This window comes from Novosphingobium sp. EMRT-2 (assembly GCF_005145025.1).
Lineage (GTDB): Bacteria > Pseudomonadota > Alphaproteobacteria > Sphingomonadales > Sphingomonadaceae > Novosphingobium.
Genome location: NZ_CP039699.1, coordinates 161,771 through 176,171 on the forward strand (window position 1 = coordinate 161,771; position 14,401 = coordinate 176,171).

Consider the following 14,401-nt stretch of genomic DNA (forward strand, 5'->3'; position numbering starts at 1 on the left):
ATACCCAGGTCGGCCGGCGCCGAGCGAAGGAGATACGCCATGGACCATTCGTCCCACATGAACACCCGGAAGATGGGTGCCTATTGGAGCCTTGCCGTTCAGACCGTCATCAGCGGCGTCATCATGTATCTGGTGATGTTCGTCATGATCGACGGGCTCGACAGCTTCTACAACAACCTCAACATGCTCTACATGACGCTGATGATGGTCGCACCGATGGTGGTGCTGATGATCCTCGCCATGCGACACATGTTCGTGTCGAAGGCCGCCAACATCGCGCTGATCGCCGCGTCGCTGGTCGCCTTCTTCGGCAGCTTTGCACTCATCCGCACCCAGACCACGATCGGCGACACGGCCTTTCTGCGCTCGATGATCCCGCATCATTCCGGGGCGATCCTGATGTGCCAGGAAGCAAAGCTCAGCGATCCGGAAGTCATCCGGCTTTGCGAAGCGATCAAGCGCTCGCAGCGGCAGGAAATCGACGAGATGAAGGCCATACTCGCGCGGCGCTGAGTGGCACGGTCGGGCTACGCCCGGATACGTGCGCCCGGCCAGGCATGTGAGCCGGGACGATGGTCGACACGAGGCGCGGGCCGGACGAGATTGCCAGGGAGGTGGTGCGGCTTGCGCCGTTGTTCCTGCGACAGGCTGGCGGCCATGTCCTGACGCTGCTCGATCCTGCCGGGATCGTGCTGAGCTATAATGAAGAAGGCGAGCGTGCCGAATGCTGGCCGCTCGATCGCGTTCTGGGACAGCCCCACGACCTGTTCTACCCGCCTGACGAGATTGCGGCGCGTCGTCCAGGCGCAGACCTGGCGGCCGCCCTTCACGAGGGCACGCTGGAGCGCGAAGCGTGGCGGGTCTGCGAGAACGGCGCGGAATATCTCGCGCGCCTGACGATCAGCGCCCTGTTCGAAGGCGACACACATCGAGGCTTCGCCTGCATCAGCCGCGATGTCACCGACGAGGCGGCGGTCCGCGCATCGATCGAGACCCGCGAGCAGCATCTGCAATCGATTCTGGCGACGGTGCCGGATGCGATGATCATCATCGACGAGACCGGCGCCATCACGTCGTTCAGCGCAGCGGCCCAACGCCTGTTCGGCTACAGCGAAGCCGAGCTCGTCGGCCGCAACGTCTCCTGCCTCATGCCCCAGCCCGATCGCGACCGGCATGACCAATATCTCGCGCATTATCTGCAGACCGGCGAGCGCCGGATCATTGGCCTCGGTCGCGTCGTGGTCGGCCAGCGCCGCGACGGCTCGACTTTCCCGATGCAGCTGTCGGTTGGCGAGGCCGGTGAAGACGGGCAGCGGTTGTTCACCGGCTTCATCCGGGATCTCACCGCCAAGGAGCAGGATGAGCTCAGGCTCAAGGAACTGCAGGCAGAGCTGGTCCATGTCTCCCGGCTGAGCGCGATGGGCACGATGGCCTCGACCCTCGCGCATGAGCTCAACCAGCCGCTTGCCGCGGTCGCGCTCTATCTCGAGACGATCCGCGACATGCTCGACGAGCGGGACGACGAACCCTTCGTGTCGCTACGGTCGGTGATGGATGATGCGGCACAGGAAACGCTGCGGGCCGGCCATATCGTCCGGCGCCTGCGCGATTTCGTCGCCCGCGGCGAGGTCGACAAGAGCCTCCACGATCTGCCGCAGGTTGTCGCCGAGGCGAGCGAGCTCGCGCTGGTCGGTACACGCGAGCGCGGCATCCGCAGCTTCTTCGCGGTCGATCCCGCCGCGACGCCGGTTCTCGTCGACAGGGTGCAGATCCAGCAGGTGCTGGTCAACCTGATGCGCAACGCCATCGAGGCGATGGCGGCGTGTCCTGTTCGCGACCTCAAGGTAGCGACCAGGTTGCGCCCTGACGGGCTGATCGAGGTGACCGTGGAGGATACCGGCCCCGGCATCGCCGACGAGGTCCGCGAGCAGCTCTTCACGGCGTTCAACTCGACAAAGGCCGACGGCATGGGCCTCGGCCTCTCGATCTGCCGGACCATCATCGAAGCGCATGGGGGCCGTATCTGGATGGAGCGCCCCGACCGCGGCGGCGCGCGCTTTCACTTCACGCTGATCCACGCGCGGGCGAAGGAGGAACATGGGGGATAGACGCATCATTCATCTGGTCGACGACGAGGAGAGCATCCGCAAGGCGGCGAGCTTTGCGCTCAAGACCGCGGGCTACGACGTCGTGACCTATGCCTCGGGCGTGGAGTTTCTCAAGGAGGCGAAGTCGGCGGCCGTCGGCTGTAGCGCGACAAACTGTATGAGGATTGCGCGTCAATCAGGATGAGAATGTGATTGTCACGGCGCGTCGATCAGTGGCTGTTTTGATTGTCGCTGGCAAGTTCGTCGTTCTCATCCTGATTGACGCGGATGGTCTCGAGGATCTTTGGCGTGGTGTAGGCGGCCGGGCGGCCGGCACCGGTGCGCCTGGCCTGTGCGGTGCGCCGCCGGTAACTTTCGACGTTCATCTCGAAGATGGTGGCGTGGTGCACGAGCCTGTCGACAGCGGCGAGTGTCATGGCGGGATCGGGGAAGACCCTGTTCCATTCGCCGAAGGGCTGGTTGGCGGTGATCAGCAACGACCGTCGTTCGTAGCGTGCGCTGATCAACTCGAAGAGCACCGACGTCTCGGCCTGATCGCGCGAGATGTAGGCAAAGTCGTCGAGAACGAGCAGGTGGTATTTGTCGAGCTTGGCCATGGCGGATTCGAGTGCAAGTTCGCGTCGGGCGACCTGCAGGCGTTGCACGAGGTCGGAGGTTCGAGAAAACAGAACCCTCCAGCCCCGTTCCACCAGCGCAAGGCCGATTGCCGCGGCCAGATGGGATTTGCCGCCGCCCGGCGGACCGAACAGGATGAGGTTGGCCCCTTGTTCGAGCCAGCCATCGCCGGCGCACAGGGCCATGACCTGGGCCTTGGAGATCATCGGCACGGCATCGAAGGCGAAGCAGTCCAGGGTCTTGCCTGCAGGCAGATGGGCCTCTGCCAGGTGACGCTCGATCCGGCGGCGATCTCGTTCGGCGAGTTCGTGTTCGGCGAGCGCGGCGAGGAACCTGCTCGCGGGCCACCCCTCCTTGTCAGCCTGGGCGGCGAAGTCCCCCCAGATGTGCTTGATGGTGGGCAGGCGCAGCTCGTTGAGCATGAGGCTGAGGCGCTGTGCATCGATCATGGGAACTGCACTCATGCGGCTTCTCCCTGTTCGATAAGTCCGTCGTAGATCGAGAGCGGCACCAGTTCGACCACGACTTCGGGCAGATCGGCGGGGTCCGGACAGAACCGGGCCCGCAAGGTTGTCAGGCACGGCGTTCGGCGCGCGGTCAGATCATCGGTCAGGATCCCGGCGAGTTCGGCCTCGCAGGCACGTTCGTGGGCCATGGCCAGAAGTTCGACGGTGGTGCGGCAGGCTTCCCGCTCGCCCTGAACTTCCAGCAGGTGGTCGAACATCAGGCGATAGGCATCTCGCGGGAACAGGCTGTCGCGATAAACCAGCCCCAGCAGCGCCATGGGCTTGCGGCGCAGGGAATGGATCACGTGGCGGTAATCAACGACGTGGCCGTGCTTCCCGTTCATGCCGGCGCGGCCGCGCGGCAGGGTCATGAGCCTCGTGCCCCCGATGAAGACGTCGAGGCGGTCATCATACAGGCGGACCCGCAAACGGTGCCCGATTAGGCGGGATGGGACCGTGTAGAACACCTTGCGCAGCGTGAAGCCGCCCGAGGATGTGACCGTCACGAGGATCTCCTCGTAATCGGTGGTGCGCACGTCCGGCAGCGACTGCAGGAACTTGCGTTCGGCATCGATCCCGGGGCTGTGCCGCCGGTTGCGCGCATTTACGACCTCGTCGATGAAGCGGCGATAGTCGGCAAGGTCAGCGAAGTCGCCGCTACCTCGCAGCAGCAGCGCATCCTTCACGGCAGCCTTGATATGACCATGGGCACTCTCGATCGCGCCGTTCTCGTGAGCAACGCCCCGGTTGTTCCTCGTGGGCTCCATTCCATAATGGGCACAGAGCGCGTCATAGCGCCTGGTCAGGTCGATCCTGGCATCGGCCTCCAGATTGCGGAAGGCGGCCGAGAGGCTGTCGGTACGATGAAGCTTCGGCGCACCGCCTGCGGACCAGAGTGCGTTCTGCAGCCCTTCGGCCAAGGCAACGAAACTCTCGCCGCCCAGGATGACGTGCCCATGCTCGAAACCGCCGCGCGGCAACCGGAAGTGATAGAGCAGGTGATCCAGTGGTTGTCCGGCGATCGAGACAGCCAGATCGTCCATGCACGTAAAATCGGACAGGCCGAGCCGCCCGGCCTCGTGCACCTGCCGGAAGATGACTTCGCGATCTTGCCCGTTCATCGCGCGCCAGTCGCGAATGCGCCTCTCCAGGGTTCGCCGGGAGCCGAACACCGTCTCGGGGTATCGGCGCCGCAGTTCCTCGAAGATCGCGATAGGCCGCAGGCCCGGAGCAGCCTCCAGCATCGGCACGACCACCTCATCGAAGATACCGGCAAGGGGGTCAGGCCGGCGCCGGCTGCGTGGCGTTTGCCGCTGTGATGGCAACCGGGCGTCCTGAAGAACCCGATAGCCCGTCGCCGGGCTGAATCCAGCCTTAGCCGCCGCCAGAGCGACGGGGTCATTACGTCTGTTGGTCATGAAAAGTCTCACCTGATGATCGTTGATGTGTCGACCGGCCACACGTCAGGTCCTCCTTCTCGGAAAACCTCATGCATAGCGGCCACCACGACCATCACAGGCACCCCGCAAAGAGCGCCTCCGGTGTGTCGGGACCGGCTACGGGCTACGCCCTCCGCCGATCCCGACACACCGGATTCCCATCTTGATTGTCGCGCTTTCTCAACCTGATCGTCGCGCAACACGTCGGCTGCGTCATCCTCGACGTGCGCATGCCCGAGATGGACGGTCTCGAGATTCAGGCCGCCATGGCAGCACGCGGGGTCAACATGCCGGTCATCGTCCTGACCGGCCATGGCGACGTGTCGGTTGCGGTGCAGGCCATGAAAGGCGGCGCGGTCGACTTTCTCGAGAAACCCTTCGAGAAAGCCGCCCTGCTCGGCGCCGTCAGCCGCGCGTTCGCGCGTCTCGACGATGTCGACCTTCGTACCCTGGAAACGTCCGAAGCAGGGGTGCGGGTCGCTGCACTGACGCCCCGGGAGCGGGAAGTGCTCGAAAGGCTGGCCAACGGCCTGCCCAACAAGACGATCGCCTATGACCTGGGCTGTTCATCGCGAACGGTCGAGGTCCATCGCGCGAGCCTGATGGCCAAGCTCGAGGTCCGCAATCTGTCCGAAGCCCTGCGGATCGCCTTTGCCGCGGGCATGGGCCGCAAGCCGAAGTGACTGCGACCTCTACGTAGCGACGGGACGAGGCGCGATATGCGATCGATGGTGCAATCGTCACACGGGTGTCCGCTTCTCGCAATGCCATCGGTCCGTTCCACCCAGCATGATGGCAGATACACCATCCTCGTCTCCGACGACGATCCCGGCGTGCGGCGTGGCCTCCAGCTGCTGCTGAGATCGCGCGGCTATGCCGTGTGGGGATATACGACCGGCCGCGCGCTGTTGGCCGACCCCCGCGCGAAGGAGGCGGACTGCGTCATCCTCGACTATCGCATGCCCGACATCGACGGATTCGCGATGCTGCGTCACCTTCGCGAGATCGGATGGTCGGGACGGGCCATCATGATCTCAGGCTTTCACGACACGCTGCTGGCCTCGCGGGCCGCCGAGGCGGGCTTCGATCACGTTCTCGCAAAGCCGTTGATCGGCAGGGCTTTGCTCGATGCGTTGGACCGGCACCGCGCCGAGACGCTTCGAAAGCATTGAACTGTGGCAACCTGCCCCCGGCGGCCTCAGCCCTGCGCGATGTGGACAGCGGTCAGCGACGTCAAAGCCAGTGGTTGCGTTTGAACCGGATGTAGAGTCCGATGCAGACCGCAGCGATGACGCCGAGGATGACGAAATATCCCCACTGCGTCTTCAGTTCGGGCATATTCTCGAAGTTCATCCCGTAGATCCCGGCAATCGCGGTAGGCACCGCGAGGATCGCGGCCCAGGCGGCGAGCTGACGCGTGATCGCACCCTGGCGCTGCTGTTCGAGCAGGTGACTCGCCTCGAACACCGAGATCAGGATGTCGCGGATGCCGGTGATGGCGCTCTCAACCCGGAGCATGTGATCGAGCAAATCACGGAAATAGGGTTTGGAGGCCTCATCAAGCCGCGGAAGCTGCAGGTTCACCAGCTTGCGACCGACCTCGAGCATGGGTCCGAGCACGCGTTGGAAGCGGACGAGCTCACGCCGCAGCGTGAAAATCCGGGTCACCTCCTCGCGGGTGAGAAAGGCTGCAAGCATGCGCTGCTCCATCTTGAGGACGTCCTCCTCGATCGCCTCGACGATCGGGAAATAGCCATCGACGATGAAGTCCAGAATGGCATGGAGCACATAGTCCGGGCCCTCGCGCAGCAGGTCCGGCGTGATTTCGAGATGCGCGCGAAGCTCGCTGTGCGAGCGTGCCGAACCCTGCCGAACGGTGATGAGGAAATTCTTGCCCAGGAAAATCGCGGTGGAGCCGTAGGCGATATGATCGCCTTCAAGATGTGCCGTCCTGGCGACGATGAACAACTGGTCACCGTAGACGTCGAGCTTGGAAATCTGGTGGCCGTTGCCGGCATCTTCCACGGCAAGCGGGTGAAGGCCGTAATTTCCGGCGATGTCGGCAAGTTCTGTTTCGCTGGGCTGGGAGAGGCCGATCCACACAAAGTCATCCTTGGCGATATGCTCGCACGCCGGATCGATCAGGGTCACCGGCCGCAGCCGTTTGCCCTCGTGATAAAGAAAGGCGGCGACGACGCTCATGGCACTTTCCGGTGCCGCCACCTGCGGCGGCGACCGGAAGCCGTGTGCCTCGCCCATTGAGACGCGTGCACAAGCAGGCGCGCCTCGCCCTTTAACCCCAGTCGCAGGAAGACGAAGGCGGCGCGCAGCAATTCGAGCGAGAGCTTATAGAAGATGCGGCGGAGCGTTGGGTTTCGCAGAAGGCCGCTCCCGTTCATGACGCGCGTGGCTGGGCGGCGCGCTGCCACATCAAGGGCACGCAGACTGCGAAGGTCCGCGCACCCTTGATTGGCGACCGCGAAGGTTTTCCTCTCTTGCGATGGTACCAAGCGATTGCCCGTTTGGCGCTTCGGCAATCGTGTCGGATGGCTATACCTAAGTATCGGATAGCGGCGCTGACGACAGGGGTTGCCGGGCCCCGGTGAGGCGCATCGCACCGCGCGGAGACGAAAGCTGGAAGACGGAAAAGCTCAACTGTCGAAAGCGACCGAGCGCGCGAGCGCTTCCTGGGACTGCAGAAAGGCGAGCCGCGATTGCAGCGCCGCCTGGACAACGCCGAAAGCGTCACCCCCCAGAGTCACGCGCAGCGGCGGATGGTCGCTGGTTGCGACATCGACGATCGCTTGCGCGATCTTTTGCGGGTCGAGCGTGTAGAGCTCGTTTCCGGCGGTCTCGAACATCTTGCGGATATCGCCGGCGGGCGTATCGCGATAGGCGGCGATCTCGCTGGCGAATTGCAGGTTGTGGCTGAAGCTGGTGCGCGCGCCACCCGGCTCGATCAGCGTCACGAACAGGTTGAAGGGTTCAAGCTCCTGGCGGAGGCATTCGCTGAAGCCCTCCAGGCCCCATTTGGCCGCATGATAGAGACTGCTCGTCGGAAGCGAGCCCTGACCGCTGGCGCTGGAGATCTGGATGATCCGGCCGCTCCCGCGCAGGCGCATCGCGGGGACAAAGGCGCGGGTGATGTGGATGGGCGCCATGAGATTGAGCGCGATCTGGCCTTCGACCTCGGCGTCCGACATCTCTTCGGTGGCGCCGATCACGCCGCCGCCGGCGTTGTTGACCAGAATATCGACGGGTCGACGCGCCTGCGCCCGGGCCACGACCGCAGCAATATCGTCCTTGACCGTGACGTCGAGCGCTTCGACGCGCAGCTGGCTCGGATATTTCGCCGCAAGGTCGTCGAGGCTTTCGGGCCTGCGAGCCGTCGCGGTAAGGTCGTCGCCCGCGGCCAGGATCAGTTCGGCCAGATGGCGGCCAATGCCGCTGGACGCGCCCGTGAGAAACCAGTGATTGGACATATGCTGCTCCATATATTACCAACTGGTAGGTAACTTCATATGTGGAATGCGTCAATGCCGGGAGGTGTGATGAAGGAACGAACCAGGCGGAATGCCGCACAGAGCCGCGAGACGCTCCTGGCTGCAGCGACCGAGGAGTTCGCGTCCCATGGGCTGGCGGGCGCGCGGATCGATCGCATTGCGCAGGCGGCGGGTATCAGCAAGCCGATGCTCTACACCTATTTCGGGGACAAGGAGGCGCTCTTCGATGCCGCGCTGACGCAGGAAGTGATGGACGCGGCGCAGGCCGATCGCTTCGATCCCAATGATCTTGAGGGTTATGCGGGGCGCACCTATGACTTGCTGGTCGAGCGCCCGCGCTTGTGGAGGCTGCTGACCTGGCATCATTTGGAGCGTGGCCAGGATGTTCTGATGCTCCCGGCCGGCGAGGTCCTTCTCGGGGAGAAGCTGGACGGGATCGCAGCGGCGCAGGCCGAGGGGCGGATCGTCGCCGACTTCACGCCCATGGACGTCGTCCGGCTTGTCGCCGCCCTCACCCAGCTCTGGTGCATGACCGGAGCCGCACGCGACGCTACCGAGCATGCGGCGCGCAGGGCGACGATCATGCGAGCGGTGGGGCGACTGCTGCGCGTGTGATCGTGCGAGGCGCGCGTTGCCCGCCCGCGCGCCGATCAGGACACAGCAAGCTCCATCGCACCCCGCGACAATACCCGACCGCGAAGATACGGCGGCTCATCTGCTCGCGCTGCCCGTGGGCACGGCGGGCCGAGCGACGATCAGAATTGCGCGGCCACAGCCGAACCGGAGTGGATCGGCAAGTGAGCCCGTCGCAGCGCGATGACCTCAGGTCGCAGGCCTTGATGCGCGACGTTTCGTCAGCAGTCGTTTGAGATCCTTCGCAAGGCGATAAAACAGAATGACGATCCCGGTGACCACGATGAGCAACGTCGCCGATGCAGCGACAACGATCAGTGGATGGTTGTAACTGCGCGAGGCGCCAAGGTTCATGATATGGATTTTGTAAAAGAAATCATAGAAGTCCCACAGGTCCGAACGGCGACTGAGCACCTCTCCGGTGAACGGATCCAGATAGAGGCGACTATGCTCCTTGTCGGCGAAGCTGGCGCGCCACAGCGGCCCGCCGACCTGCGCTTCCTCGGGCGCCGTTTCCTGATAGTCGACCGCCTGCAGCCTGCCGGATCCTTTGTAGGACATCAGAGCATAGCGCCGAGCGTCTGCCAGACTGATCTCATCGACATTTTCGCCAGTGTAGGCGTTCCACCAGCTTTCGCTTCCGCCCCGCGCCTTGAGGACCCATATCGGACCGCGCGGCGTATTTTTGAGCGTGGCCTCGTTGAGGTCGGTGTGGCATGCGATCTTCGATCCCATGCGACGGAAAGCGGATAGTGCAGACGCCCCCGCCTGCAAAATCCCTCGCGAGCTATGGCAAATCCGGCTCGCCGCTGGATGCCCCCGCGCGCCACAAGCGCGCGGGGATCCGGGGGTCAGAAGGGCACGTCGTCGTCGAGCTCAGGATCAGGGTCGCCGGCCTCGTCGGACTTAGATTTCGCCCGGCTGAGGAAGTCGATCGTCTCGGCGATGATCTCGGTGCCGTAGCGCTCGACGCCGTCGCCATCGGTCCATTCGCTGTAATGGATGCGGCCGCGCACCAGCAGCTTCATGCCCTTGGTGCAATGCTCCTGCACGGTCTTGCCGAGGCCATTGAACGCGGTGATCCGATGCCATTCGGTGTCCTGGACGCGGTAGCCTTTCTCATCGCGAACGACCTTGCCTTCCGAATAGCGGGGACGCGAGGTCGCCAGGGTGAAGTGGGTGATGCGGGTCCCGCCCTGGGTGGTGCGGCTCTCCGGATCCATGCCGATATTGCCGGCAAGAATGACGATGTTCTGCATGATCAAATCTCTGTTGCTTCCGTCCGAGGGACCGTCCCTCCGACGAGACCCGGCCAAGACCGGCGGGAGACGAGGGCATCGACGCGCAAGCGGCGACCCGACCCACAAGGGCCGGAGTGGTGCGGGCAGGCGCGCGAGCGACAACCCGGTCCGGCACCGCGGGGGTTGCCCCACGGCAACCGTCCGGGCTTAGGGGATCAGTCAGGCGGAGGGCGCTTTCCCTCGGCGCCAGGCAACGGCAGAGCCATGTCGCAACATCGCGATGGGCCGAGCTCAGGACATGGACTGCCCGCAATGACTGGTCCGGTTGTGTAGTTAGTTGATCTGCGCCTCTGATACCAGCCTGGGCGGGAGGCGGAGCGTAGCGGAGCCGAGCGGCCAGGCTGGCATCTTGATCGTCTCCGGGGCCGGTGGTCGATATCCGAGACTGCTGTGGGGCCGTGCTCGGTTGTAATGATCGCGCCACCAGCCGGTGACGATCCGCACCTCCTCAAGGCTGTAGAAGATTTCGCCGTTGAGCAGTTCATCTCGCAGACGGGCATTGAAGCTTTCGATATAGCCGTTCTCCCATGGGCTGCCGGGCTCGATATAGAGGGTAATGACGCCAAGCCTGCCGAGTCACTCGCGCACCGCATTAGCGACGAACTCGGGGCCGTTATCGGATCTGATATGCTCGGGCGGCCCATGCTCGATGAACAGATCGGTCAGCACGTCAATCACGTCGTTCGACCGGAAGCGCCGCAGCGGCACCATCGCCAGGCATTCCCGGCTGAACTCGTCGATAATGTTGAGCATTCGGAACTTGCGACCGTTGTGCGTCTGATCCTCGACGAAGTCGTAGGACCACACATGCCGCGATGCTCCGGGCGCAGCCTGCGTGGCGACAACTACGATGGCCGGTTGAGCGGCAACTATGATGGCCGGTAGGATCGGTTGTCTGGGCTGATCGTAGGGAGGGGCGTAGCCCCGACCGGAGAGCGGACCAGACAACCGGTGGCGATCTTTTTCCCCTTCTTTCGGGGGGGCTGATCGGGGCTGTGGCGGGCGGTGGTATCGGAACACTCATCGAACAACGAGCGATGGGTTTGCGATGCCGGGCCACCACATTTCCGATCAGCAGGTATTTCTCTTCATGACCCATCGTCGCCAACACACCCAGGCCGTCGCGGCTGCCAAGGCCGGTATCAGCGAGCGCAGCGCACGCCGGATCGAGAACGATCCGCAGCTTCCGTCCCAGAAGAAGAAGGAGCGCCACTGGCGCACCCGCGCCGATCCGCTCGAGCCATTCTGGCCACGCGTCGAGGAGTTGCTCCAGATCGACGGTATCATTGCCGTCACGGTCTTCGAGACGCTCCAGGACGAGTTCGGCGAGGATGCTGTTCCCGATGCGATACGACGAACACTTGAACGCCGGATCGCCCGCTGGCGGGCACTGCACGGCGGCGAGAAGGAGATCTTCTTCCCGCAGCATCATGAGCCCGGTCGGCAGGGCCTGTCGGATTTCACGGTATGCGACAGTCTCAAGGTCACCGTTGCCGGCGAGACCCTGGCCTATCGCCTTTACCACTTCCGCTTGGCGGCGAGTGGCTGGGAGCATGCGGCTGTCGTGCTGGGCGGGGAGAGCTTTGCCGCCCTTTCGGAGCACCTGCAGGATGCCTTGTGGAAGCTGGGCGGCGCGCCGGCCGAACACCGCAGCGATTCCCTGTCAGCCGCCTACAAAAACCTCGACGCCGATGCGCAGCGGGATTTTACCCGAAGCTATGACGAGCTGTGCCGTCATTACGGCATGCTCGCTACCCGCAACAACCGCGGCGAGGCGCACGAGAACGGATCGATCGAAGGTCCCCATGCCCATCTCAAGCGACGGCTCGATCAGGCCTTACGCCGGCGGGGAAGCCGCGATTTCGTCAGCATCGAGGCCTGGCGCGAGTTCGTTGAGGCGCAGGTCGCCAGACAGAACCGGCGGCATGCTGCGCACATCGATGCAGAACGCAGGGTACTCAAGGCGCTGCCCGCAAGGCGAACCACCGATTTCGCCATGGTCACCGTCGATGTCACCCGCAACGGCACCGTCGCCATCGATCGGGTTACCTATTCGGTGCCTTCCCGCCTCGTCGGACGGCGCCTCAACGCGCATCTCTTTGACGATCGCATTGAGCTCTTCCTCGGTCCGGACAGGGTAATGTCCACGCCGCGTGTGCGGATCAGCCATCCCCACCGGGGGCACAGCATCGATTTCCGGCACATGATCGGTAACCTGCGCCGCAAGCCTGGTGCGCTGCGCAACCTCGTCTACCGCGAAGCCCTGTTCCCCGATCACGCCTACCGGCGGGCCTGGCAAGCCTTCGATGCCCAACTCGATGGACGGCAGGCCTGCCGCGATGCCGTCGCGCTGCTCGATATCGCCGCCAGGGGCGACTGTGTCGACGTGCTGGCCCGGCGGATCGATGAGGCACTCGACAGAGGGCGCTTGCCCGATGTCGATGCGCTCAGGGACGAGTTCCTGCCAACCGCAAGATCGCAGCGCGATGTCACTATCCCGCCTCCCGATCTGCACAGCTACAACAGCTTGATCGCCAGCGGGGAGGTGTACTGATGACCCGCACCAAGGACCAGGCCGCCGCCGTGCTGCCTACCCTGCTCAAGGCCTTGCGCCTGCCGAGTATCAACCGCAACTGGAAGCGCCTCACCGACACCGCCGATCGCGATGGCTGGCCGGCCGCCAACCTGCTGGCCTCGCTTCTCGAGATCGAGATGGCCGATCGCTCCTCCCGGCGCATCCAGCGCCATCGCGACCAGTCCGGCTTGCCCGCAGGCAAGACCTTCGCCACCTTCGATTTCGACGCAGCCCCCGGCATCCGCAAACCGCACCTCTTGTCCCTCGCCGCCGGTGACGACTGGATCGAGAGCGGCGGCAACCTGCTGCTGTTCGGCCAGAGCGGGACCGGCAAGACGCACGCAGTTGCTGCCATTGGTCATGCCCTCATCGACACGGGGCGGCGCGTCCTGTTCTGCTCCACCACCGACATGGTCCAGAAGCTCCAGTCCGCGCGCCGCGACCTCAGCCTACCCGCCATGCTCGACAAGCTCGACAAGTTCGATCTCATCGTGCTCGACGATCTGTCCTACGTCCGCAAGGACCAGGTCGAGACCAGCGCCTTGTTCGAGCTCATCGCCCACCGCTACGAACGCCACTCGCTCGCCATTACCGCCAACCAGCCATTTTCGGCATGGGACAACGTCTTCCCTGATCCCGCTATGACTGTCGCCGCGATCGACCGCCTCGTGCACCACTCGATCATCATCGAGATGAACGGCGAAAGCTACCGCAAACGTTCCGCCGTCGCCCGTATCAACGCCGGCGATTACGACCCGCCGAATGGCGCCCCGGACCGGCCATCATAATTGTCGCTGGCTTCGCGCTCGGGAGCACCCTTGCTGAGGCAACGGGTAATTGTCGCCAGCGGCAATTACATGCCAACCATCCCATGCGCTTCAGACCCTCGCTTCCGGCCAGCGTCAGCGACAATTACCCAGCGTCGTAATTGTCGCTCGACGGTTGCTCCCCGCAACAGCAAATGGTAGCCAGAATTCACCAACCGGCGCGGCCACCTATCGGCCATCATAATTGACGCCGACCGGACTCCGTAATCGTCGCGCTACACGCAGCCGGATGCACGATCCGTCGCCGAGCCAGAGCCGCCGCCGTTTCGGTTGCCGCTTCGGCACTTTAAGACCCTCCCGCCGCCAGATACGCTCAACCACTGACAGGCTGACCTGCCAGCCCGCCTGGCCCAGCAAGACATGGATGCGGCGATAGCCATACCGGCCATAGTCCTTGGCCAGCGCGATGATGTCGGCTGTTAGCCGCCGCTCGTCGGCATCATCCTTCGGTGGATGGCGCTGTGTCGAACGATGCTGGCCCAGAACACGGCAGGTCCGTCGCTCCGATACCGGCAACGCGCGACGGATCTGCTCGATCGCCTCACGGCGACGGGAGGGACTCAAAAAGTCAGCTTCGACGCCTCTTGCAGGATCGCCTTGTCGAGCGCGAGGTCGGCCACCAGCTTCTTCAGCCGCGCATTCTGGCGCTCCAGATCCTTCATTCGCCGCGCCTGGTCGACCTTCAGCCCGCCATATTCCTTGCGCCACCGATATAGCGTCTGCTCCGCGATCCCGATCTGGCGGCAAGCCTCCACCGCTGTGCCGCCTCGCCCCACAATCACCTCTACTTCACGCAGCTTCGCTATGATCTGCTCCGGCGTAAACCTCTGACGTCCCATACATTTCTCCAATTCTCATGCCCAAATGGGCTCTCTTCAGAATTGGACCAGTTTT

Annotated in this window: 12 protein-coding genes and 4 pseudogenes; 8 read left to right on the forward strand and 8 right to left on the reverse strand. The window is 63.9% G+C overall.

From position 1 onward, the window contains the following. The first annotated feature begins 39 nt into the window (after positions 1–39). From FA702_RS22355 to fixJ, 3 genes and pseudogenes are all read left to right on the forward strand, one after another. Positions 40–513, forward strand: coding sequence for a DUF305 domain-containing protein (locus FA702_RS22355; RefSeq protein WP_015449253.1), 474 nt, complete (start codon positions 40–42; stop codon positions 511–513). 59 nt (positions 514–572) lie between these two features. Beyond that, positions 573–2,108, forward strand: a complete 1,536-nt coding sequence (locus tag FA702_RS22360; RefSeq protein ID WP_136958224.1) for a PAS domain S-box protein — start codon at positions 573–575, stop codon at positions 2,106–2,108. Beyond that, a pseudogene (gene fixJ, locus FA702_RS22365) lies at positions 2,098–2,250 on the forward strand (DNA-binding response regulator); the annotation flags it as partial. The gene FA702_RS22360 and the pseudogene fixJ, both read left to right, overlap by 11 nt. A gap of 67 nt (positions 2,251–2,317) precedes the next feature. On the opposite strand, the gene istB (FA702_RS22370) reads toward fixJ, so the two are convergent. Both istB (FA702_RS22370) and istA (FA702_RS22375) read right to left on the reverse strand, forming a co-directional pair. Then, on the reverse strand, positions 2,318–3,172 hold the full coding sequence (gene istB / locus FA702_RS22370) for an IS21-like element helper ATPase IstB (protein WP_370385548.1): 855 nt from the start codon (positions 3,170–3,172) through the stop codon (positions 2,318–2,320). An 11-nt stretch (positions 3,173–3,183) separates the two neighbouring features. Then, on the reverse strand, positions 3,184–4,647 hold the full coding sequence (gene istA, locus FA702_RS22375) for an IS21 family transposase (RefSeq protein ID WP_255504932.1): 1,464 nt from the start codon (positions 4,645–4,647) through the stop codon (positions 3,184–3,186). Positions 4,648–4,844: 197 nt separating this feature from the next. Here istA (FA702_RS22375) and FA702_RS22380 point away from each other — a divergent pair. Together FA702_RS22380 and FA702_RS22385 are read left to right on the forward strand one after the other, a co-directional pair. Continuing rightward, positions 4,845–5,351, forward strand: a pseudogene (locus FA702_RS22380) (response regulator transcription factor); the annotation flags it as partial. Positions 5,352–5,432: 81 nt separating this feature from the next. Beyond that, on the forward strand, positions 5,433–5,840 hold the full coding sequence (locus FA702_RS22385; RefSeq protein ID WP_021245219.1) for a response regulator: 408 nt from the start codon (positions 5,433–5,435) through the stop codon (positions 5,838–5,840). 61 nt (positions 5,841–5,901) lie between these two features. Here FA702_RS22385 and corA read toward each other — a convergent pair whose 3' ends face one another. After that, on the reverse strand, positions 5,902–6,870 hold the full coding sequence (gene corA, locus FA702_RS22390) for a magnesium/cobalt transporter CorA (RefSeq protein ID WP_004212726.1): 969 nt from the start codon (positions 6,868–6,870) through the stop codon (positions 5,902–5,904). Positions 6,871–7,319: 449 nt separating this feature from the next. Further along, positions 7,320–8,150 carry an SDR family oxidoreductase gene (locus tag FA702_RS22395; protein ID WP_021245217.1) on the reverse strand — a complete coding sequence of 277 codons (831 nt, stop codon included), beginning with the start codon at positions 8,148–8,150 and terminating at the stop codon, positions 7,320–7,322. A 69-nt stretch (positions 8,151–8,219) separates the two neighbouring features. Here FA702_RS22395 and FA702_RS22400 point away from each other — a divergent pair, with 69 nt between their 5' ends. Then, the gene (locus FA702_RS22400; protein ID WP_004212724.1) at positions 8,220–8,786 is read left to right on the forward strand and encodes a TetR family transcriptional regulator; all 567 of its coding nucleotides are present in this window, start codon (positions 8,220–8,222) and stop codon (positions 8,784–8,786) included. 207 nt (positions 8,787–8,993) lie between these two features. Here FA702_RS22400 and FA702_RS22405 read toward each other — a convergent pair whose 3' ends face one another. The 3 genes and pseudogenes from FA702_RS22405 to FA702_RS22415 all read right to left on the reverse strand — a co-directional run. Continuing rightward, a complete protein-coding gene (locus FA702_RS22405) occupies positions 8,994–9,539 on the reverse strand; it encodes a PepSY-associated TM helix domain-containing protein (protein WP_004212723.1) in 546 nt (181 codons plus the stop codon). A 116-nt stretch (positions 9,540–9,655) separates the two neighbouring features. Continuing rightward, positions 9,656–10,063 carry a single-stranded DNA-binding protein gene (locus tag FA702_RS22410; RefSeq protein WP_004212722.1) on the reverse strand — a complete coding sequence of 136 codons (408 nt, stop codon included), beginning with the start codon at positions 10,061–10,063 and terminating at the stop codon, positions 9,656–9,658. Positions 10,064–10,378: 315 nt separating this feature from the next. After that, positions 10,379–10,938: pseudogene (locus tag FA702_RS22415) on the reverse strand (integrase core domain-containing protein); the annotation flags it as partial. Positions 10,939–11,195: 257 nt separating this feature from the next. Between FA702_RS22415 and istA (FA702_RS22420) the strand changes: the two are divergent. Further along, positions 11,196–12,659, forward strand: coding sequence for an IS21 family transposase (istA, locus tag FA702_RS22420; protein WP_162832905.1), 1,464 nt, complete (start codon positions 11,196–11,198; stop codon positions 12,657–12,659). Then, positions 12,659–13,468, forward strand: a complete 810-nt coding sequence (istB, locus tag FA702_RS22425) for an IS21-like element helper ATPase IstB (RefSeq protein ID WP_009823666.1) — start codon at positions 12,659–12,661, stop codon at positions 13,466–13,468. The genes istA (FA702_RS22420) and istB (FA702_RS22425) overlap by 1 nt, the downstream gene beginning before the upstream one ends. 258 nt (positions 13,469–13,726) lie before the next feature. Here istB (FA702_RS22425) and FA702_RS23420 read toward each other — a convergent pair. Then, positions 13,727–14,346: pseudogene (locus tag FA702_RS23420) on the reverse strand (transposase); the annotation flags it as partial. Positions 14,347–14,401: the final 55 nt, after the last annotated feature.